The organism is Streptomyces litmocidini (assembly GCF_014649755.1).
Classification (GTDB): domain Bacteria; phylum Actinomycetota; class Actinomycetes; order Streptomycetales; family Streptomycetaceae; genus Streptomyces; species Streptomyces litmocidini.
In genome coordinates this window covers 19,676-38,816 of sequence record NZ_BMTQ01000008.1, presented here as the reverse complement: position 1 = coordinate 38,816, position 19,141 = coordinate 19,676, and the positions used below count along the sequence as shown (strand labels likewise).

Genomic DNA, 19,141 nt, shown 5'->3' with positions numbered 1-19,141 from the left:
AGTAGCCTCGGCTGTACTCGATCAGATCGGGCGCCACCGCACAACCGTCCCGCGCGGGCTCCGTGCCGAGCGTGGGGCGGCCGGGCGGTGGTGCAATGGGGGGACCGGGTGCGCGACCCGGAGGCCCGCACGGCGGTGGAGGTGTCGTGACGGAACGGGACGAGGTCCTCCTGGCCAGGGTGCGGGCCCTGGAGCAGGCGATCGGCGAGATCGGCACGACGCTCGACGAGACGACCACCTGCCGTGAACTCGCGGCCTTCCTCGCCCGCCACCTCCACGGCGGCGTCACGGTCGACCTGCTCGACGCACCGGGAGCCCCGGCCCGCCGCGCGGCCTCGACCGGCCCCCCGCCCCCCGGAGCCCCTGCCCCGGCCGTCTCCCGGGCCTCCCGTGCGGGGGCCGACGAGCCCCGGGCCGCCGCCGTGCCCCCGGACGCCCCCGGTCTCGCCGTCCCCCTCGCCGTCCACGACGAGGCCCCCCTCGGGACCGTGAGCGTCACGCGCCACGGACCCGGCTTCTCGGCAGACGAGGTCGCGGTCCTCCGGCAGGCCGCCCGGCTGGCCGCCCGGCACCTCGGTCACGCACGCCGTCTCGTCGCCACCGAGGACACCGCGCTCCACCTCCAGCGCGCCCTCGTCGCCGAACCCGGCCGGCCGCACCCCAACCTGGAGATCGCGGGCGGCTACCTCCCGGCGGGCCCCCGCGCCCTCGTGGGCGGCGACTGGTTCGAGACCGTGCGCCTCCACTTCGGCCGCAGCCTTCTCGTCGTCGGCGACGTGATGGGCCACGGGCTCGACGCGGCCGTCGACATGAACGCCTACCGCACCGCGCTCCGCGAGGCCGCCGCGACCGACCTGCCGCCGCACCGGGTGCTGCGCCACCTCGACTCGGTGGTCGCCGAGGACGATGCCCGCCGCCCCGCCACCTGCCTGCTCGTCCAGGTGGATCCGGGGCGCGGCACCGCGACCTTCGCCAGCGCCGGGCATCTGCCGCCCGCCGTGTTCGGCCCGGACGGCTCCGCCCGGATCGTCGACCTCCCCGTGGGACCGCCGCTGGGCACCGGCGTCGGAGGCTACGAACCCACCACGCGCCCGCTCCCTCCCGGCGAGACCCTGCTGATCTTCACCGACGGCCTCGTGGAGCGGCGCGGGGAGGACATCGACCTGTCGCTCGCCCGCCTCGCCGCCCTCCGGCTCCCCGCCGGCTCCGGCCCCGAGCAGGTCGTCGAAGAGGTGCTCCACCGCCTCGGCGCGCATCACGCGGAGGACGACGTGGCCGTCCTCGCCGCCCGCGTCCGCGCCCGCCCCACGCCGTGACGCGGAGTCACCCCACCCCCACGCGCAGCCGTGACGGAGGGTCACGCCACCCCCGCCGACGGTCTGTTTCGCGCCGCGGCGGGATTGTTGCGGCAGGACGCTTGTGCACGGCCCCGCGGCCCGGCACGCTCCTCGTATGAACACGGCCAGGCATGCCAGTGAACGTCTGATGAGCTGGCCCTCGCTGATCCCCGGCCGCGCCCATTGCGGCGCCGAGCTCGGACTGGGCAGCGGGACGCAGGAGATCGTCCACTTCCACGGTGAACACGAGGCGGACGTCCATCTCACGCGCGCCATGGTCGCGAAGCTGCGCCCGGCCCTCCTCGGGTCGAGCGCGGTCCGGCTGCGGGCCGGATCGGGCTGGGTGACGGTCCGTCTGGACATGGGCTCGGACATCGACCTGCTCGCCACCCTGGTGAGCGCCGCCCTCCAGGCCAACGGCGTCCCCGACGTCGCCCCGGACGGCTGCACCCGCACCCTCCCGGTCCCCGGCACCCGCTGACCTCCCCGGGGAACGGCGGGGTTACGAGGGGACCGGGAAGAGCATGCACGTGCTCGTCGCGTGGGCGAGGAGCCGGTCCTCCGCGTCGTACAGGGCGGCCTCCGCCAGTGCCGTGCGGCGCCCCTGCGACAGCACGGTGCCGACGGCCCGGATCTTGCCCGTGTCCATCGTGACCGGGCGGAGGAAACGGGTCGACAGGTCGAGCGAGGTGTACGCCGTGCCCTGCGGGAGCGTGCTGTGCACCGCGCAGCCCGCGGCCGAGTCGAGCAGGGTCGCGTAGACCCCGCCGTGCACGCTGCCGATCGGGTTGTAGTGCTCTTCGCCGGGTTCGAGTACGAACACCGCGTGCCCCGGCTCGACCTCCTCCAGGGTGAAGCCGAGCAGGGCGGCGATCGGCGGCCCGGGCAGTCGGCCCGCCACCATCTCCCGCAGGAAGTCGATGCCCGCCATCGACCTCGCGGCGCGCGCGGTGGCCCCGGCGTCCTCCCACTCGACCGTGCGTGACCGCCCCATCACCACTCCACTCCGCCGACCATCTGACTCTGTATGGCGAAGCTAGCTGTCGTGTCAGCTGACTGTCAACGACAGAGCCAGCTGGCTACAGTGGGCGGATGAACTGGCTGGAGACGGATACGGAGAACTGCCCGGTCCGCCGTGCCCTGGACGTCGTGGGCGAGAAATGGAGCCTGCTCATCCTGCGCGAGGCCTTCAACGGCGTCCGCCGGTACGAGGAGTTCCGCCACCACCTCGGCCTTTCGGAAGCCGTCCTCGCCGACCGCCTCCGCAAGCTCGTCGCCGCCGGGGTCCTGCGCAGCGAGCCCTACCGCGAACCCGGCGCCCGCACCCGCAACGAGTACCGGCTCACCCGCAAGGGCGTCGACCTCTGGCCCGTGCTCCTCGCCCTCAAGCAGTGGGGCGACACCCACGCCGCCGAGCCCGAGGGCCCGGTCCTCGACATCCGGCACGCCGACTGCGGCGCCCCCGTCCGCGTCGTCGTCCAGTGCGAGGGCGAGGAACGGGCCACCCTCACCGCCCGTGACGTCACCGTCCGCCCCGGCCCCGGCGCCCGCCCGCTCCCGTCCCGGTGACCCGAGCCGGGACGGCTCCCCGACCCGGGCCGAGGGCCGTCCCCCTGCTCCGCTCCGGGATGCCTCCCTGACCCGGGCCGAGGGCCGTCCCCTCGCCCGGGCCGAGGCCGCCCCCTGCTCCGATCCGGGAACCGCCCACCCGTTCGGCCCCACCCCTGAGATGTCCCGGCGTCCCGCCGGGTACCTCACCAGGCATGCCCTCCACACCCGGTCCGCCGCGCGGCGGTGCCCCCGCCGAACACGGCCACTGGTTCGCACGGCTCCACGCGCGCGTGCTTGCCTCCTCGGTCGGCCTCGCCTGGAGCCGCGGCCGGGCCATGGAACTCATGCACCGCGCCATGGGCTTCGCGGCGCTCAGCCTCCTCACCCTCGTCCCCCTGCTCATCGTCATCGCCGCGGCCGACCTCGCCAGCGGCCACGGCTTCGCCCGCTGGCTCGTCCAGGGCCTCGGCGTCTCCGAGGTCTCCCAGGAGGAGGTGGAACGGCTCTTCGGCCAGCCGGGACAGGCACTGCAACGCACCACCGCCTTCGGCCTCGCCGCCCTCGCAGCCTTCGGCGTCACCTTCGGATCCGCCGTACAGACCGGGTACGAGCGGGTCTGGGACCTCCCCACCGCCCGCTGGCACACCATGTGGCGGCACGTCGTCTGGCTCGGCGTCCTCATCGCGTCCCTGCTGCTCTTCGTCGCCTTCCCCACCCCCGAGAACGCGTCGGCGGGCGTCACCGCCCTCGTCGCCCTCGGCGACCTCCTCGGCACCTTCGTCTTCTTCTGGTGGTCCCAGCGCTTCCTGCTCTGCGGCCGCATCCGCTGGCGCGCCCTCGCCCCCGGCGGCGTGCTCACGGCCCTCGGGCTGCTCGGGCTGCGGGTCTTCTCACAGCTCGTCTTCTCCCCGCTGATCGCCTCGAACGCCGTGACGTACGGTCAGTTCGGCACCGTCCTCGTCCTCCAGTCCTGGCTCGTCGGCGTCGGCTTCGTCGTGTACGGAGGCGCCCTCGCCGGGCGCCTCGTCCACGAGCACCTCGTCCTCCGCCGGCTGCGGCGCCCCAGGTGACCCCTACTGGTCCCGGCCCCGCACCGCGAGGACCGTCACCGCCGCCCCGCCCAGCGCCCACAGGGCGAACACCAGCCACGCGCCGCCCGCCGACCAGGGGAACAACTCCTCGGCGGGCGGCCCCGCGTCCCCGAGCCGCTGCCAGGCGTGCAACGGCGTCGCGTGCGCGAGCACCGCCGTCAGGTGACGCCGGTCCGAGAGCACCGCGGGCAGCAGCAGGAGCAGGACCACGGAGCCGACGATCGACACCGCGCCCTTCCGCAGCAGCGCGCCGACCGCCATCCCGGCCACCGCGCACACCGGGGCGAGCAGGGCCGAGGCCACCACGATGCGCCCCGCCCCCGGGTGGGTGATCGGCAGCCCGACGTCCCGGGCCGACAGCATCGCCTGCGTCGACCAGAACGACCCGAGGGCCGCCACCGCCCCGAACACGGCCTGCACCGCCGCCACGACCAGCACCTTCGCGGCCATGAGCGCGCTCCGTGCCGGCACCGCCGTGAACGTCGTACGGATCAGTCCGCTGCCGTACTCGCCGACCACCGCGACCGCCCCCATGGCGGCCGAGGCGAGGATCAGGACCAGCGCCGCGTTGTACGTGAAGGCGTCCCACAGCGCCATGTCGTTCGCGACGAACGCGGCCCGGCTCCCCTCGTCGTACTGGAACCAGTAGCGGTAGTGGTCCCAGGCGGTGCCGAAGTCGAAGGCGACCACGACGAGCGCGCCGAGCAGCAGCGACCAGCCCGTCGAACGCAGCGACCACAGCTTCAGCCACTCCGACCCCACCAGGTCACGGAAACGGGCACGGGGCTCCTCCACCACGGAGGCCACGGGAAGATCGAGGGTCGTCATCGGGCGTCTCCTGCCGGGTACTCGACGCTGTCGGCGGTCAGTTCCATGAACGCCTCCTCCAGGGAGGCCGTACGGGAGGTGAGCTGGTCGAGCAGTACCCGGTGCGCCAGGGCCAGTTCGCCGACGCGGGCCGCCGAGAGCCCGGTCACCGTCAGCAGACCGGCCTCCTCCTCGACCTCCGCGCCCTCCCCGAGCAGCAACGCCGTCAGGCGCACCCGGTCCGGAGTGCCCACCGTCACGCTCAGGCGCCTGCCCCGCGCGGCGAACTCCGACAGGCTCTCCGCCGCGATCAGCGCTCCCCGGCCGATGACCACCAACTCGTCCGCCGTGTGCTCCATCTCCGTCATCAGATGACTCGACACGAAGACCGTGCGGCCCTCCGCCGCCAGCCGCCGGAACAGTCCCCGCACCCATTTCACGCCTTCCGGGTCGAGGCCGTTCAGCGGCTCGTCGAACAGCAGCACCGGCGGGTCGCCGAGCAGTGCCCCGGCGATGCCGAGCCGTTGCCGCATGCCCAGCGAGTACCCGCCGATCCGGCGCTCGGCCGCCCCCGCCAACCCGACCTCCTCCAGGACCTCGTCGACCCGGGAGAGCGGGAGGCGGTTGCTGCGCGCCAGGACCGCCAGGTGCGCCCGCGCGGTGCGGCCGCCGTGCACGTCCCCGGCGTCGAGGAGCGCGCCGACGTGCCGCAGGCCGCGCGGCCGGTCCGTGAACGGCCGGCCGTCGACGGTCACCGAGCCGCTCGTCGGCGTGTGCAGCCCCAGGATCATCCGCAAGGTGGTGCTCTTGCCCGATCCGTTGGGGCCGAGGAATCCGGTGACCCGGCCCGGCCGGACGGTGAAGGCGAGTGCGTCGACGGCGGTCGTGGAGCCGTAGCGCTTGGTGAGTTCCCTGACTTCGATCATGGACACAACCGTGCCGTCCCGGCCCCGCGCCGGGCATCGGACCAGCACGGACAATCGACGGCGGGCCGTGTCACCCCAGGTCGTACACCCCTGGTCCGATGCCCGGGAGAGGGCCCGCCGCTTACGATCACCGCATGTCCGTCACCCCGTCAGCGCCGTTCCACAAGAGGGTCGCCCCCGGTGGGTGGGCCGCCGTCGCCTGGGGCGCCGGCATCGTCTTCACCGCCCTCCTCCGGATTCGCGTGCCCGGCCAGGAGGAGCCGGACGTCTTCCCCGGCTTCGTCATCCTGCGCTGGGACGGCCTCGCCATGCTGGCGGTCTCCACCCTCCTCACCCTGCGCGGCGGCGCCCTCCTCGCCCGCCGTCCGACCGCCGCCCTCAACCACCTCCTCGTCGCCTCGGTCATCGCCTCCACCCCCCTCGGCGTCACCGCCATCCCCTTCGCCCAGTACCTCGCGGTCGACGTCGCGCTCTACGCCATCGCCGCCGCCCGCCCCCGCCCCGAGGCACGGCGGGCGCTCCTGCTCGCCCTCGGACTGCTCGTCGCCTACGTGGCCGTCCGCCTGCTCGCCGGCTGGAGCGCCGGCACCACGAGCACCCTCGCGGTCGCCCTGACCGCCCTCGTGGCCTGGCTCCTCGGCCGTTCGGAGGGGCAGGCCCGGGAATACGCCGAACAGACCCGCGCCCAGGCCGCCGAACAGGCCGTCACCACCGAACGCCTCCGGATCGCCCGGGAGATGCACGACACGGTCGCCCACAGCATGGGGATCGTCGCCCTCCAGGCGGGGGCCGCCCGCCGGGTCATCGCGACCCAGCCCGAAGCCGCCCGGCAGGCCCTCACCGAGATCGAGGCGGCGAGCCGCGAGACCCTCGCCGGCCTGCGCCGGATGCTCGGCGCCCTGCGTACGGATGACCCGGACCCGGACCCGGACAAGGACCCGGACCCGAACAAGGACCCGGACCCGGACAAGGACCCGGACCCGGACAAGGACCCGGACCCGGACAAGGACACGGGCAGGGACAGGGGCGGGGAGGCCGAGGAACGCCCCGGGACGCCCCTGGTCACCACCGGCCGTACCGCCGTCTCCGCCGAAGCCCGGGGACTCCCCGAGATGCCGGGTCTCGCCGCACTCGACCGGCTCGCCGAACTCACCGGAAGCGCCGGTGTCCGGGTCGCCGTCCGCAGGGTCGGAGCCCCGTGCCCGCTGCCCCCGGACATCGACCTCTCCGCGTTCCGGATCGTCCAGGAGTCCGTCACCAACGTCGTGCGGCACTCCGGCGCCGACTCCTGCACGGTCACCGTCGACCACCGCCTCCCCGAGACCCTCGCCCTCACCGTCGAGGACCGCGGCCCCGCCCCCGGCCACGCGCGCGTGAGCCCCGGCCCCGGCTCCGGTTACGGCCTGACCGGGATGCGGGAGCGCGTCGCGGTGCTGCACGGAGAGTTCAGCGCGGGACCCCGCCCCGGCGGGGGCTTCCGCGTCACCGCCCGCCTTCCCCTGCCCACAGGAGCCACCCCACGATGAGCCGGACCACCGCCGGACAGCCGGTCCGCGTCGTCCTCGCCGACGACCAGCCCCTGGTGCGCACCGCGCTCCGGATGGTCATCACCGACACGACGGACCTCGTCGTCGTCGGCGAGGCCGCGAACGGCGCCGAAGCCGTCCGTCTCGTCGAGGAGACCGGTGCCGACGTCGCCGTCATGGACCTGCGGATGCCCGGCACGGACGGCATCGAGGCCACCCGCGTCATCACCGAGGGCCCCACCGGCACCCGAGTCGTCGTCCTCACCACCTTCGACGACGACGACCACGTGTACGCGGCGCTCCACGCGGGCGCGTCCGGATTCCTCGTCAAGGACATGGCCCTGGACGACATCCTCGCCGCCGTCCGCGTCGTCGCCTCCGGCGACGCCCTCATCGCGCCCAGCGTCACCCGGCGCCTCATCAAGGAGTTCACCGAACGCCCCAGGACCCCGCCCGCCCCGCGCCGCCGTGCCGAGGGGATCACCGACCGCGAGCGCGAGGTCCTCACCCTCGTCGGACGCGGTCTCTCCAACACCGAGATCGCCGAGGCGCTCCACATCAGCATCGCCACCGCGAAGACCTACGTCACCCGGCTGCTCGCCAAGCTGGCCGCCCGCGACCGCGTACAGCTGGTGATCATCGCGTACGAGGCGGGCCTGGTCTCCGCCGTCTGACGGACCTGCGGTGCTCACACGATCCGGTGATCCACTCGCGAGGAGCGGGCCCGCCCGTCCCGGACCGCTTGGATGGAGGCGACCCATCCGGTCCGTCGAGAGAGAGCCGCCCATGGCGAACACCTGGCTGCCGCCCGCCGAGTACGTCGACACGTTGCCGAGAGCGACGGCGTACGCCTGCCTCTACTTCACCGACACCGCCGGCCGCCCCTTCCAGCTCCGGGCCGTCTACCAGAGCCGGCCGTGGCAGTGGCCCGGCGGCCACATGGACCCGGGGGAGACCCCCTGGGAGACCGCGGTGCGCGAGTGCCACGAGGAGACCGGGATCGTCTTCACCGGCGAACCGCGCCTCCTCGCCACCCACTTCGCCACGGACCGGGGCGCGGACTGGCCGGCCAACCACATCGGCTTCATCTTCGACGGGGGCGAGCTGACGGACGAACAGATCGCCGCCGTGGTCCTCGACCCCGAGGAACACAGCGAATACCGCCTGCGGACCCTCGGCGAGTGGGAGCGGGAGATGGACCCGCGCGAGTTCGCCCGTCTCGCGGCCGTCGACCGGGCGCGAAGGACCGGGTCGACCGTGTACGTGGAGAGCGGACCCGCCGGGACGTGAGCGTGGGGCCCGTCCGCCGGGACGGGCCCCGACCCCGCGCGCTCAGGCCCGGCGGCCCACCGCAGGGTGGGCGATGTCGACGACGAAGCGCTCCGGCGAGTGCAGCCGGAAGGTCTTGTACTCGGGCTTGGTGTCGAAGGCGGCTCCGACGCCCACCACGCCCTCGAAGTCGCCGGTCAGCGCGACCCCCTTGAGCGCGGGCAGATGGATCTTCAGCAGCCGGGGGCCCTGGTAGACGGACCGGCCGGCGTCGTCGTGCGCGGCCGCGGGGGAGAGCTTGATCTCCAGGAAGTACTTCCCCGCGAGCGGGACCCTCTTTCCCGATCCGTCGTAGTGGAGCGAGCGGGTCTGATGGACGGTGACCGGGGGCAAGGCGCCCCGCACGTCGATCACGAGCCGGTCGAAGGTGGGGTGGCCGCCCCAGCGGGCGTTGACGACCAGGGCCGTGGCCGGGGGCGAGGCGCTCGGGGCCGAGGTGCCGGCCGCGTCTGCCGGGATCGTGGCGCCGATCCCGGCGGTCAGCAGGATTCCCGCGGCGACGGCCGCGAGGGTGTGGCGGTGATGCATGACGTCCCCCAATTTCTGCTGTTCCGGGGACAGAGGGGTCACTGGCAGAGACAACCACCACAACGATACGGTTCCACCTGTTTTGTCGTATATAGGGTAAAAATTCTCCATGTGCTGGAGCGCGACCGCCGACCTCTGGGCGGGCCTCGGGATCGGCGCCGTCGGCGCGGCCTCCCTGGCCTCCGCACGCCGTCCCGGAGACGCGCCGCTCGCCGCCCTGCCCCTCCTCCTCGGCGCCCACCAGGCCGTGGAGGCCGCCGTCTGGCGCGCCGGTGGCGGAACCGGCCCCGCCACCCTCGCCTGGGCCGTGATCGCCCTTCCCCTGCTGCCCCTCTGGGTGTCCCTCGGCGTCCTCGCCGCGGCCCGCCCCACCGACCGGCCGCGCCTGCTCGTACCGCTCGCCGCCGGCCTCGTGACCGCCTCCTTCCTCGCGTACCGACTCGCCGTCCGCCCCGTCTCGGCCGAGGTCCGGGGCCACACCCTCGGTTACGCCGTCGACCTGCCCCACGCGCCGCTGGTCCTCGCCGGATACCTGCTCGCCACCGTCGGCGCGCTGCTGCTCGCACGCGACCGGCTCCTGCGGATCCTCGGACTCCTCACCGGCCTCGGGGCGGCCGTCTGCGTCCTCCTGTGGCGCACCGCGTTCGTCTCCACCTGGTGCGCCCTCGCGGCGGTCGCCTCCCTGCTGCTGCTCTCCTGGACCCGCGGACGGCGGCCGGTGACGTCCGGCTGCGGATCCGGGCGCGTCCGGCCGTAACCCGACGGCCTCTCAGCAGTTGACCAGGTCATGAAGAAGCGCAGCATGCTCGCCATCGCCTCCCTCGCCGCAGGCGTCGTCACCGCCCTCGTCACCCCGCCGCCGCAGGCCAGCGCCGCCGACAGCCCCCTCGCCGGCACGACGGGCCTCCTCCAGGAGGACCAGACCGCCACCGTCCTCCACGAGACCGTCCAGGGAGCCGAGGGCGCCCTCCAGAACCAGCAGGGCGGCGGGCTGCTCTGACGTCGCGTCCCAGGTGGCGGCCGGTGCCCCGTGTTCCCGACGGAGCGCGGGGCGCCGACGTGCCGCGACCCGGGAGGAGGCGGCCCGTGCGCGCGCCGTGCGTGAGTAATGACAGGATGTCCTCATGAGCAACGAGAACGTTTACTTCGAGATCAAGATCAACGGCGAGTCCGCGGGTCGCATCACCTTCAAGCTGTTCGACGACGTCGTCCCCAAGACGGCGGAGAACTTCCGCACGCTCGCCACCGGCGAGAAGGGCTTCGGCTACGAGGGCTCCCCGTTCCACCGCGTCATCCCCAACTTCATGCTGCAGGGTGGCGACTTCACCAACGGCAACGGCACCGGCGGCAAGAGCATCTGGGGCGAGAAGTTCCCGGACGAGAACTTCAAGCTGAAGCACGACCGCCCGTTCCTGCTGTCGATGGCGAACGCGGGCAAGAACACCAACGGCTCGCAGTTCTTCATCACCACGGTCGTCACCGACTGGCTCGACGGCAAGCACGTCGTCTTCGGCGAGGTCGTCGAGGGCCAGGACCTGGTCAAGAAGATCGAGTCCCTCGGCTCCGCCTCGGGCGCGACCAAGGCCAAGATCGAGGTCGCCGAGTCCGGCATCGTGAAGGCCTGATCGCCTCTCCGAGCTGAGCCGCCTCTCCGAGGCGAATCGTCTCCCCGGGCCGACCGCCCTTCCGGGCCGACCGCCCTTCCGGGCCGGTCGCCCTTCGGGTCGGACGGAGGGCCCGGGGCCCTCGCTCGTCCACCCGGCCGGGGCGGGAAAGCGGTCCATCGGACGCGCGTCCCGCCCCGCCGTGTCGCCTGATGCCTGATGCCTGATGCCGGGAGCCGGGAGCCGGGAGCCTCAGGCGAAGGCCGGCACGTTCCGCACCGCCCACGCCGAGAAGGGCCGGGGCGCCCGTCCGAGCACCCGCTCCGCATCGGGGCTCACCCGCTGTTCGTCCGCGAGGGGCTCGCCCATCACCGACAGCATCCCGTCGACGGCTTCCTCCGGCAGGAACCGCACCAGCTGCGACCGGGCCTCCTCCGCGCTCTGCGCCACGAACTCCACCGGCGCGTCCAGCGCCTCGGCCAGCGCCCGCGCCTGCTCACGCGGCGAGACCGCGGCCGGCCCCGTCAGGACGTACGTCCGCCCGGCGTGCGCCGGGTCGCGCAGCGCGGCTGCCGCCACCCCGGCGACGTCCGCCGGATCCACCACGGGCAGCGCCACATCGGCGAACGGGGCCGTGACGGTTCGGGCCGAGCGCACCTGCTCGGCCCAGAGGAAGGCGTTGGAGGCGAAGCCGCCGGGCCGCAGCACCGTCCACTCGACGCCCGACTCCCGTACCGCCGCCTCGAACGCGCGCAGGATCTCGTGCGACACCGAGCCGGTCCGCGTCCCCACCAGTTGCGAGGACTGGAACACGATCCGCCGCACCCCACAGGCCACCGCCGCCGCCACGATCTCGCGCGGACGCAGCTCGTCCCCGAGACCCGCGACGAGCAGATACACGGCCTCCGCCCCCTCGAACAGCCCCTTGAGGCCGTCGACATCGGCCAGGTCGCCCCGCCGGTGCGTCACCCCGGCGGGCAGTCCCTCGGCCGGACGGCGGCTCACCGCCGTGACCTCCTCGCCGGCCGCGACCAGCATGTCCACCAGCGGTCGTCCGACGTTTCCGGTCGCTCCGGTCACCACGATCACAGCTGTCCCCCTCCAGGGAGTCCGTGGCGGAGCGCGTGCGCCCCGCCGTCTTCGTGACCTCATCCTGGAAGGCGAACCGGCCATCTCCTGGCCAGTTTCACGGACGGATTCCCGGCGGCCTCACCTTCTCGGCGGCCTCATCCCCTCGACGGCCTCACTTCCCCTCGCCGTAGCGGCGCTCGAACTGGGCGATCCGGCCCTCGGAGTCCACGGTCCGCGCCTTGCCCGTGTAGAAGGGGTGGCTCTCGGACGAGATCTCGACGTCGACCACGGGGTACGTCTCGCCGTCGTCCCACTCGATGGTCCGGTCACTGGTCGCGGTGGACCGGGTCAGAAACGCGTACCCCGCCGAGCGGTCACGGAACACCACGGGGTGGTAATCGGGCTGCTTGTCCTGCTGCACGTGTCCTCCTCGGGCCACTGCCCTGACTGGTCCGGCCTGATCGGCACGGCACCCCCAGCCTCCCCGGCCGCACGGCCTCCGACCAGCGCCACGGGCCCGACCGGGTGACACCCGCGCGATCGGCTCAGTCGCCGTCCGCCCACCGGGCCGCGAGCAGCAGCGCGATGTCGTCCGGGCGGGACGCGGCGGCCCTCGCCTCCCGGATCAGCCGGTCGGCCGTCTCCGCGAGCGGCAGCGCGCCCGTCGCCGCGAAGGCGCGGCTCAGCCGCCCGATCCCCTCGTCGATGTCCTGGCCCGGCCGCTCCACCAGACCGTCCGTGAACAGCGCGAGGACCGCCCCCGGAGCCAGCCGCAACCGCGTCACCGGATACGACGCCCGGACGTCGACCCCCAGGACCATCCCGCCCGCCAGCTCCACCGGCCGCGCCGTACCGTCCGGCATCCGCAGCAGCGGCTGCGGATGCCCCGCCCGCACCGCCCGCGCGTCACCCGTCTCCGGATCGAGCAGTACGTAGCAGCAGCTCGCGAACTGCCCCGGATCCAGATCGATCAGGAGCCGGTTGGTGCCGCGCATCACGTCCTGCGGCCGGTGCCCCCCCAGCGCGAACGCCCGGACGGCGCTGCGCAGCTGCCCCATGGTGGCCGCGGCCGCCACACCGTGCCCCTGCACGTCGCCGATCACCAGGGCGAGCCGCCCCTGCCCGGTCTCGATCACGTCGTACCAGTCGCCGCCCACCTCCATGCCCTGCGTGCCCGGCAGGTACCGGCCCACCGTCTCCACCCCCTCCCGCACCGGCAGCCGGTGCGGGAGCAGCGCGTCCTGCAGCCCCCGCGCGACCGCCGACTCCGTGTCGTACCGCTGCGCCCGCTCCAGGGCCTGGGCGATCAGTCCCGCGAGCGCCGTGAGGACGGTCCGTTCCTCCGGACTGAAGCCGCGCGGGGCGTCGAACCCGAGGATGCAGGAGCCCACCGGCCGGCCCGAGGCGATCAGGGGAAGGAAGGCCCGCGCGCCCGAGTGCGAGTCCATCGGGAGGTCCGGATACGCCAGCCCCAGCTGCTCCATGGACTCGAAGAAGAGCGGCCTGCCGGTCGTCAGGGTCTCCACGCCCGGCACCCGGGAGTCCAGGGCCACGCCGTCGAAGGGTTCGAGGAAACCCTGCGGGAAGCCCGTCTCCCAGGCCAGGTAGAGCCGCCGGTCGCTCAGCAGGTAGATCGCCAACTGCCGTCCGCCGAAGGCCGGCAGCAGCTCCTCCGTCACCACCGCCGACACCTGGCGCGCCGTCACCGCCTCGGAGAGCGCGATCGCCAGGGCCACCGGTCGGTACAGCGCGGCCGCCCGGTCGCCCGGCGCGGACAGGACGTCGCCCGCCGGCCGTTCGCCTTTCGCCGCCGACTCGTTCGCTTCCGGGGCGGGGGGCGCCGGATCCTCTTCCGGGACCAGCACCATCGTCACCCCGTCCCGGCCCGGGTGGAGCGACACCGACAACCACCGGCCCCGCTCCGGACGGGCCAGGAAACGCACCGGTTCACCGGAGAGCAGGGCGGCGCGCAACTGCTCCTCGTGGAAGGGCTGACCGAACCAGGGCAGCGCCTCCCACAGCGGCCGCCCCGCCAGCGCCCCGCGCGGTCGTCCCAGCAGGTGCTCCGTCTGCTCGTTGAGGTAGGTGACGCGGCCGAGCCGGTCGACGGCCAGGATGGCCCGCGGCAGCCGGTCCGTGGCGTCCGAGCCGATCAGCCCCGTACCCAGGTCCACGAGCGTCCCCTCCAGCCGGCCGCCTCCACCAGCGGCTCCCGTCCCCACCACGGTCCGCCGCGCACGCGCGGACACCTCGAGCAGGTGGAGGCCGCCGTCCGGCCCCCGCAGCCGGAGCCTGCGGACCGACGGCCGCCCGTCCGTCCCCGTCGCCTGCCGGGCCGCCGCCCACAGCGCGTATCCGTCCTCGGGATCGAGGAGGGACGTCAGCACCTCGATCGAACAGGGCGAGGAGACATCCGCTCCGAGGACGGCGAGGAGCCCTTCGTCCAGCGTGACCGTGCCCGTGTCCAGGTCCCAGGAGAAGGAGCCGAACCGGACCGGTGGTCCCGAACCGGTGGGCAGCTGCACGCAGACCGGATCCCCGGGCCACGCGATCTCCGTCCCCCGCCGGGCCAGGTCGGCCAGGGCCTCACCGAGGCGGAGCGCGTCCCCGGTCATCCGGCTCCGGTCCCGCGCGTCCACCGGCGTCCCCGGGCTCGGCGCCCGCAGCGCCACGAGCACACCGAAGCGCTCGCGGCCCGCGACCACCGGCGCGTACAGCGAGGCGAACGGGAACGGCAGGCTCGCCACCAGCTGGGGGAACCGCCGCATGGCCTCCTCGACGTCGGCGAGGTGGACGGACTGGCCCGAGCGGTGCACCTCCGCCACGGGGAACGGCCGGTTCGCGTGCATTCGCCACCACGGCCGGAACAGCGGCCCCGGCAGCCCCACCAGGACCGCGAGGCGCAACAGCCCCGGGGTCCCCGAGCGCAGGTACACCCCGCCCGCGTAACCGCCGACCCCCTCCACCGCCGCGAGGGCCGTCTCCGCGAGGGCCCATGTGAGCGCACGGGAGGCGGGCCCGTTCTCGGCTCCGTTCCCGGACGGACTCCCGGTGCCGCCCGCCGGGCCGGGGCCGGACGCGCCGTGCGAGGTCACACAGCCAGGATCCCCCCGTTCCCGGACGCACGCGAAAGCACCGGCGCCCGGGACGTGAGGCGCGCCGGTGTCCGGGACGTGAGGCGCGCCGGTGTCCGGGGTTGGGCCGGGAAGGAGATTCCCTCTCCGGGATCCGGCGGGACGCTTCCACGGCCCCGGGCCGTCGGGGCGCCTCCCGTCCGGAGCCGGCGCGCTCCCGCGCGCCCACCCGATGGTGTTGACCCCGCGCATCCGTGCCGTCACACTCGGTCGTCGACCGCCGCCGTCGGCGCGCGGCGCACGACCTCGCGAGCAGGGGGCACGATGACGGGGCAGGTTCTTCCGTACGACGTACACGGCGAGGGCCGCGGGAGGGCCCTCGTGCTGCACAACTGGTTTGGTGACCGCACCAGTTTCGCCCCGCTCCGGGCCCATCTGGACGGCGGCCTCGGCACGTACGCCTTCCTCGACTGCCGGGGCTACGGCGACGCCCTCGACCACGCCGGCGCCTACACCATGGAGGAGGTCGCGGCCGACGCCCTCGCGGTCGCCGACGACCTCGGCTGGGACTCGTTCTCCGTCATCGGTCACTCGATGGGCGGCAAGGCGGCCCAGCTGATGCTGCTCGACGCCCCGGACCGGATCAGCTCGATCATCGGGGTCTCCCCGGTCTCCGCCGCCGGCTTCCCGCTCGACGGGGAGACCTGGGAGCTCTTCGCCGGAGCCGCCGAGGAGCCGGCCAACCGGCGCGCGATCATCGACCACACCACCGGCGGGCGCCACGACGACGCGTGGCTGGACGTACTCGTCGACCGTTCCCTCACCCGTTCCTCCGCGACCGCCTTCCGCGCCTATCTGGACTCCTGGTCCCGCACCGACTTCCACGAGCGGGTCCGCGACAACCCCACGCCCGTCCTGCTGGTCGTCGGCGCCCACGACCCCGCGCTGGGGGCCGAGGCGATGGAGGCCACCTGGCTGCGCTGGTACCCCAACGCCCGCCTCGAAGTCCTCAAGGACGCCGGCCACCACGCCACCGAGGAGACCCCGCAGGCCCTCGCGGAGGCCATCGAGGCCTTCCTGGGCGCCTGAGGCGCCCCTCGGCTTCCGGTGCCGGCTTCCGGCCCGGCTTCCGGTCCCGGTCTCATCCGAAGGTCGACGGAGGCGACGACTTTCGAGGACAGCGGCGGGGTCCCCCGGCGGCGGATCATCGTGCTCACGACCTCAGGGGATGGCCTTCCGGGGACCGTCCACGACCGGCAGGAGCACGACCGATGGGCCTCGCACAGTCGCAGCACCGCTTCCTCGTACGGCAGAAGGTGACGCCCATGGCCAACCGCTACCTGGTGCACACCGTCGGACCGGACGGCAAGGAGGGCGAACTCGTCGCCTTCGCCCACCCGAAGAGGATGGCGCTCAAGGAACACGTCACCTTCTACACCGACGAGTCCCGGCGCCAGGTCCTCTTCACCTTCAAGGCCCGGCAGGTCGTCGACCTCGGCGCGACGTACGACGTGGTCGGCGCCTCCGGCACCCGACTGGGCGGCTTCCGGAAGGACTTCGGCGCTTCCCTGCTGCGGAGCACCTGGCACCTGAGCCGGGACGGCGAGGAGGGGGAGGCCACCGGGCAGGAGCGGAACCAGGTGGTGGCGCTGCTGCGGCGGGCCTGGGACTTCCTGCCCTTCGTGGACCTCGTCCCGTTCGTCGTGCCGTACCACTTCGACTTCACCGGCGGCGGGCGGACCGTCATGTCCGTCGACAAGCTCTTCGGCATCCGGGACCGGTACGTGCTCGACATAGCCGACCCGGAGCTCGACCCGCGCCTCGCCATAGCCCAGACCGTGGCCCTCGACGCCCTGCAGTCCCGCTGACCGAACCGGGACCGCGCCGGTCACCGCCTGCCGAGCCGACACCGGTCCGCCGGTCGGGTGGGCTCGTTCGCCGGGCGGACCGTCTGCCGGGCGGACCTACCGTCCGCGCGGCCCGCCGTCCGTGCGGACCCGCCGTCCGTGCGGGCCCACCGTCCCGGGCGCCCCGTCGGCGAGGACGACGCGTCTACCCTGGAAGGACGGGCAGGGGACGGGGCGCTCCGTTCCTCCCCGCGCCCGAGCCGCGCACCGGCGGAAGGGCGGCGGACCATGTTCTTCAGCGATCGCACCGACGCGGGGCGGCAGCTCGCCGCCCGGCTCGACCACCTGAAGGGCCATGACGTCGTGGTCCTCGGGCTTCCGCGGGGCGGGGTGCCGGTGGCCGCGGAGGTCGCCGACGCCCTCGACGCGCCGCTCGACATCTGTCTCGTACGGAAGCTCGGCGTGCCGCACCAGCCGGAGCTCGCGATGGGGGCGCTCGGCGAGGGAGGCGTGCGGGTGCTCAACGAGCGGGTGCTCCGCGAAACCGGCGTGAGCGACCGCGACCTCGCCGTGGTGGAGGAGCGTGAGCACGCCGAGCTCGACCAGCGCGCCCGCCGGTACCGGGGCAGCCGGTCCTCCGCGCCCCTCGACGGGCGGACGGTCGTCGTGGTCGACGACGGGCTGGCGACGGGGGCCACGGCACTGGCGGCCTGCCGGGTGGTCCGGGCCCGGGGCGCCGCCCGGATCGTCCTCGCCGTCCCGGTGGCACCACGGGGATGGACGACCCGCGTGGGCGGCGATGCCGACGAGACCGTCAGCGTGCACACGCCGGACCTCTTCTTCGCGATCGGGCAGTTCTACCAGGACTTCTCGCAGACACCGGACGCCGAGGTCATCGCCTGTCTGGACCGGAGCAGATCCGTGCGGGGACCCGACGCGCAGGGCACGGACGTCCGGATCCCGGTCTCCGGCGTCACCCTCGACGGACGGCTCGCGGTGCCCGAGGACGCCGGCGGCATCGTCCTGTTCGCCCACGGCAGCGGCAGCAGCCGCCACAGCCCCCGGAACCGGGCGGTCGCCCGGGTGCTCGACCGGGCGGGCCTCGGGACCCTCCTCTTCGATCTGCTGACCGAGGAGGAGGCGGGAGACCGGGAGCGCGTCTTCGACACCCCGCTCCTCGCCGAGCGGCTGGCCGGGGCCACGGAGTGGCTGGCCGGGAGGACCGAGGGCGCGGGACTCCCGCTCGGGTACTTCGGCGCGAGCACGGGCGCGGCCGCCGCGTTGTGGGCGGCCGCGGACCCCGTGTCACCCGTGAGCGCCGTCGTCTCCCGCGGTGGCCGGCCGGACCTCGCGGCCGAGCACCTGGCCGGGGTGCGAGCCCCGACGCTCCTGGTGGTGGGCGGCGCGGACGCGATGGTCCTGGACCTCAACCGGCGGGCCCAGGCCCTGCTGCGCTGTGAGAACCGACTCGCCGTGGTGGGGGGCGCCGGCCACCTCTTCGAGGAGCCGGGCGCCCTGGAGGAGGTGGCGGACCTCGCCGCCTCCTGGTTCGCCGAGCACTTCCGGCGCCAGAGGGTCAGTACGCCGAGTTGACGTTGTCGATGGAGCCGTAGCGGTCGGCCGCGTAGTTGCAGGCGGCGGTGATGTTGGCGACCGGGTCGAACAGGTCCATGGAGGTGCCGGGCACGTGGTAGGCGAGGAAGGTCGGCTCGATGACCTGGAGCAGGCCCTTGGAGGGGGTGCCGGCGACGGCGTTGGAGTCCCAGAGGTTGATGGCCCGGGGGTTTCCGGACGACTCGCGCATGACGTTGCGGAAGATCCCGTCGTAGGAGCCGGGGATGCCGTGCTGGCCCATGATGGCCAGCGACTCCCGGATCCAGCCGTCGAGGTTGTCGGCGTAGTTCGTGGCGGCGACAGGGGCCGCCTGGCCGGCGGCGACGGCCGGAACGGCCTGCGCGGCGGAGGCGCCCGTACCGGTGGCGACGGCGGGAGCGGCCGGTCGGCGCTCGGAGCGGCTCGCCCGTTCGGTCGTGGCGGACTTCTTCGCCTTCGCCGGCGCGGCCTTGACGGAATCCCGACGAATCGTCAGTTCGAGGCCGGGGCGAATGAGTGACGGGTTGTCACCCACGATGCTCTTGTTGGCACGGTAAAGGCTCTTCCAGCCCCCCTGAATTCCCTTCTTGTGGGCGATCAGGGAAAGCGAGTCGCCACGCACGACGGTGTAGGTGCGCGCGGTGACCGGGGCGGCCGGGGCCTTGGCGGCGGCCTGCGCGGCGGGAGCGGCGAGTGACTGGGCGGCGATCTCCGGGGCGCCGGACACGGGCGCGGCGTCGGCGACGGCCGGGGCGACGAGCGGCAGGGTCAGCGCGGCGCCACCCGTGCCGACCAGGGCGAGGCCCCGGGAGACGGGGCTGCGGCGGGGGCGGCGGTGCTTACCGTGAGCAGGCATG

General features: G+C 74.0%; 21 protein-coding genes. 13 read left to right on the top strand and 8 right to left on the bottom strand.

What is annotated here, in order from left to right; all coding sequences use genetic code 11:
* The first annotated feature begins 146 nt into the window (after nt 1-146).
* Nucleotides 147-1,316, top strand: a complete 1,170-nt coding sequence (locus tag IE180_RS18715; RefSeq protein WP_229860602.1) for a PP2C family protein-serine/threonine phosphatase — start codon at nt 147-149, stop codon at nt 1,314-1,316.
* Between the two features lie 136 nt (nt 1,317-1,452).
* Complete coding sequence (locus tag IE180_RS18710; protein WP_229860600.1) at nt 1,453-1,818, top strand: luciferase domain-containing protein; 366 nt, start codon at nt 1,453-1,455, stop codon at nt 1,816-1,818.
* A gap of 21 nt (nt 1,819-1,839) precedes the next feature.
* Here IE180_RS18710 and IE180_RS18705 read toward each other — a convergent pair whose 3' ends face one another.
* A complete protein-coding gene (locus tag IE180_RS18705) occupies nt 1,840-2,331 on the bottom strand; it encodes a PaaI family thioesterase (RefSeq protein WP_190158036.1) in 492 nt (163 codons plus the stop codon).
* 98 nt (nt 2,332-2,429) lie between these two features.
* Between IE180_RS18705 and IE180_RS18700 the strand changes: the two genes are divergently transcribed.
* A complete protein-coding gene (locus tag IE180_RS18700; protein WP_190158035.1) occupies nt 2,430-2,906 on the top strand; it encodes a winged helix-turn-helix transcriptional regulator in 477 nt (158 codons plus the stop codon).
* 194 nt (nt 2,907-3,100) lie between these two features.
* Nucleotides 3,101-3,958, top strand: a complete 858-nt coding sequence (locus IE180_RS18695) for a YhjD/YihY/BrkB family envelope integrity protein (RefSeq protein WP_190158034.1) — start codon at nt 3,101-3,103, stop codon at nt 3,956-3,958.
* Between the two features lie 3 nt (nt 3,959-3,961).
* Here the strand turns inward: IE180_RS18695 and IE180_RS18690 are convergent, their stop codons facing one another.
* Together IE180_RS18690 and IE180_RS18685 are read right to left on the bottom strand one after the other, a co-directional pair.
* Nucleotides 3,962-4,807 carry an ABC transporter permease gene (locus tag IE180_RS18690; RefSeq protein WP_190158033.1) on the bottom strand — a complete coding sequence of 282 codons (846 nt, stop codon included), beginning with the start codon at nt 4,805-4,807 and terminating at the stop codon, nt 3,962-3,964.
* Nucleotides 4,804-5,712 carry an ABC transporter ATP-binding protein gene (locus IE180_RS18685; protein WP_190158032.1) on the bottom strand — a complete coding sequence of 303 codons (909 nt, stop codon included), beginning with the start codon at nt 5,710-5,712 and terminating at the stop codon, nt 4,804-4,806. The genes IE180_RS18690 and IE180_RS18685 overlap by 4 nt, the downstream gene beginning before the upstream one ends.
* 134 nt (nt 5,713-5,846) lie before the next feature.
* Between IE180_RS18685 and IE180_RS18680 the strand changes: the two genes are divergently transcribed.
* The 3 genes from IE180_RS18680 (at nt 5,847) to IE180_RS18670 (ending at nt 8,528) form a co-directional block, all read left to right on the top strand.
* Nucleotides 5,847-7,238, top strand: a complete 1,392-nt coding sequence (locus IE180_RS18680) for a sensor histidine kinase (protein ID WP_229860599.1) — start codon at nt 5,847-5,849, stop codon at nt 7,236-7,238.
* On the top strand, nt 7,235-7,912 hold the full coding sequence (locus IE180_RS18675) for a response regulator (RefSeq protein WP_190158030.1): 678 nt from the start codon (nt 7,235-7,237) through the stop codon (nt 7,910-7,912). Before IE180_RS18680 ends, IE180_RS18675 begins: the two co-directional genes overlap by 4 nt.
* 112 nt (nt 7,913-8,024) lie before the next feature.
* Nucleotides 8,025-8,528: an NUDIX domain-containing protein gene (locus tag IE180_RS18670; protein ID WP_190158029.1), complete on the top strand. Its 504-nt coding sequence runs from the start codon at nt 8,025-8,027 to the stop codon at nt 8,526-8,528.
* Nucleotides 8,529-8,570: 42 nt separating this feature from the next.
* Here the strand turns inward: IE180_RS18670 and IE180_RS18665 are convergent, their stop codons facing one another.
* On the bottom strand, nt 8,571-9,095 hold the full coding sequence (locus IE180_RS18665) for an AMIN-like domain-containing (lipo)protein (protein ID WP_190158028.1): 525 nt from the start codon (nt 9,093-9,095) through the stop codon (nt 8,571-8,573).
* Nucleotides 9,096-9,204: 109 nt separating this feature from the next.
* On the opposite strand from IE180_RS18665, the gene IE180_RS18660 reads away from it, so the two are divergent.
* The 3 genes from IE180_RS18660 (at nt 9,205) to IE180_RS18650 (ending at nt 10,720) form a co-directional block, all read left to right on the top strand.
* Complete coding sequence (locus IE180_RS18660) at nt 9,205-9,852, top strand: DUF6629 family protein (RefSeq protein WP_190158027.1); 648 nt, start codon at nt 9,205-9,207, stop codon at nt 9,850-9,852.
* 30 nt (nt 9,853-9,882) lie between these two features.
* Entirely contained in the window at nt 9,883-10,095 is a 213-nt protein-coding gene (locus IE180_RS18655; protein ID WP_229860597.1) for a hypothetical protein, read from the top strand.
* A 124-nt stretch (nt 10,096-10,219) separates the two neighbouring features.
* Complete coding sequence (locus tag IE180_RS18650; protein WP_190158026.1) at nt 10,220-10,720, top strand: peptidylprolyl isomerase; 501 nt, start codon at nt 10,220-10,222, stop codon at nt 10,718-10,720.
* A gap of 231 nt (nt 10,721-10,951) precedes the next feature.
* On the opposite strand, the gene IE180_RS18645 is transcribed toward IE180_RS18650, so the two are convergent.
* The 3 genes from IE180_RS18645 to IE180_RS18635 form a co-directional block, all read right to left on the bottom strand.
* Nucleotides 10,952-11,788, bottom strand: a complete 837-nt coding sequence (locus IE180_RS18645) for an SDR family oxidoreductase (protein ID WP_190158025.1) — start codon at nt 11,786-11,788, stop codon at nt 10,952-10,954.
* A 154-nt stretch (nt 11,789-11,942) separates the two neighbouring features.
* Nucleotides 11,943-12,191, bottom strand: a complete 249-nt coding sequence (locus IE180_RS18640) for a type B 50S ribosomal protein L31 (protein WP_190158024.1) — start codon at nt 12,189-12,191, stop codon at nt 11,943-11,945.
* A gap of 124 nt (nt 12,192-12,315) precedes the next feature.
* Complete coding sequence (locus IE180_RS18635; RefSeq protein ID WP_190158023.1) at nt 12,316-14,865, bottom strand: SpoIIE family protein phosphatase; 2,550 nt, start codon at nt 14,863-14,865, stop codon at nt 12,316-12,318.
* A gap of 303 nt (nt 14,866-15,168) precedes the next feature.
* On the opposite strand from IE180_RS18635, the gene IE180_RS18630 reads away from it, so the two are divergent.
* The 3 genes from IE180_RS18630 to IE180_RS18620 all read left to right on the top strand — a co-directional run bounded on the left by IE180_RS18630 (nt 15,169) and on the right by IE180_RS18620 (nt 18,284).
* The gene (locus IE180_RS18630; RefSeq protein WP_190158022.1) at nt 15,169-15,933 is read left to right on the top strand and encodes an alpha/beta fold hydrolase; all 765 of its coding nucleotides are present in this window, start codon (nt 15,169-15,171) and stop codon (nt 15,931-15,933) included.
* Between the two features lie 182 nt (nt 15,934-16,115).
* The gene (locus tag IE180_RS18625) at nt 16,116-16,712 is read left to right on the top strand and encodes an LURP-one-related family protein (RefSeq protein ID WP_190158021.1); all 597 of its coding nucleotides are present in this window, start codon (nt 16,116-16,118) and stop codon (nt 16,710-16,712) included.
* 267 nt (nt 16,713-16,979) lie between these two features.
* Nucleotides 16,980-18,284, top strand: a complete 1,305-nt coding sequence (locus tag IE180_RS18620) for a phosphoribosyltransferase family protein (RefSeq protein ID WP_190158020.1) — start codon at nt 16,980-16,982, stop codon at nt 18,282-18,284.
* Here IE180_RS18620 and IE180_RS18615 read toward each other — a convergent pair.
* On the bottom strand, nt 18,268-19,140 hold the full coding sequence (locus IE180_RS18615; RefSeq protein ID WP_190158019.1) for a LysM peptidoglycan-binding domain-containing protein: 873 nt from the start codon (nt 19,138-19,140) through the stop codon (nt 18,268-18,270). The two genes, IE180_RS18620 and IE180_RS18615, sit on opposite strands and share 17 nt — an antisense overlap.
* Nucleotide 19,141: the final 1 nt, after the last annotated feature.

Coding starts and splice junctions, on each gene's coding strand:
- IE180_RS18665 (WP_190158028.1), bottom strand. CDS start 9,095: ATGCATCACCGCCACACCCTCGCGGCCGTCGCCGCGGGAATCCTGCTG.
- IE180_RS18680 (WP_229860599.1), top strand. CDS start 5,847: ATGTCCGTCACCCCGTCAGCGCCGTTCCACAAGAGGGTCGCCCCCGGT.
- IE180_RS18630 (WP_190158022.1), top strand. CDS start 15,169: ATGACGGGGCAGGTTCTTCCGTACGACGTACACGGCGAGGGCCGCGGG.
- IE180_RS18685 (WP_190158032.1), bottom strand. CDS start 5,712: ATGATCGAAGTCAGGGAACTCACCAAGCGCTACGGCTCCACGACCGCC.
- IE180_RS18710 (WP_229860600.1), top strand. CDS start 1,453: ATGAACACGGCCAGGCATGCCAGTGAACGTCTGATGAGCTGGCCCTCG.
- IE180_RS18675 (WP_190158030.1), top strand. CDS start 7,235: ATGAGCCGGACCACCGCCGGACAGCCGGTCCGCGTCGTCCTCGCCGAC.
- IE180_RS18705 (WP_190158036.1), bottom strand. CDS start 2,331: ATGGGGCGGTCACGCACGGTCGAGTGGGAGGACGCCGGGGCCACCGCG.
- IE180_RS18615 (WP_190158019.1), bottom strand. CDS start 19,140: ATGCCTGCTCACGGTAAGCACCGCCGCCCCCGCCGCAGCCCCGTCTCC.
- IE180_RS18620 (WP_190158020.1), top strand. CDS start 16,980: ATGTTCTTCAGCGATCGCACCGACGCGGGGCGGCAGCTCGCCGCCCGG.
- IE180_RS18625 (WP_190158021.1), top strand. CDS start 16,116: ATGGGCCTCGCACAGTCGCAGCACCGCTTCCTCGTACGGCAGAAGGTG.
- IE180_RS18650 (WP_190158026.1), top strand. CDS start 10,220: ATGAGCAACGAGAACGTTTACTTCGAGATCAAGATCAACGGCGAGTCC.
- IE180_RS18695 (WP_190158034.1), top strand. CDS start 3,101: ATGCCCTCCACACCCGGTCCGCCGCGCGGCGGTGCCCCCGCCGAACAC.
- IE180_RS18655 (WP_229860597.1), top strand. CDS start 9,883: ATGAAGAAGCGCAGCATGCTCGCCATCGCCTCCCTCGCCGCAGGCGTC.
- IE180_RS18660 (WP_190158027.1), top strand. CDS start 9,205: ATGTGCTGGAGCGCGACCGCCGACCTCTGGGCGGGCCTCGGGATCGGC.
- IE180_RS18690 (WP_190158033.1), bottom strand. CDS start 4,807: ATGACGACCCTCGATCTTCCCGTGGCCTCCGTGGTGGAGGAGCCCCGT.
- IE180_RS18670 (WP_190158029.1), top strand. CDS start 8,025: ATGGCGAACACCTGGCTGCCGCCCGCCGAGTACGTCGACACGTTGCCG.
- IE180_RS18700 (WP_190158035.1), top strand. CDS start 2,430: ATGAACTGGCTGGAGACGGATACGGAGAACTGCCCGGTCCGCCGTGCC.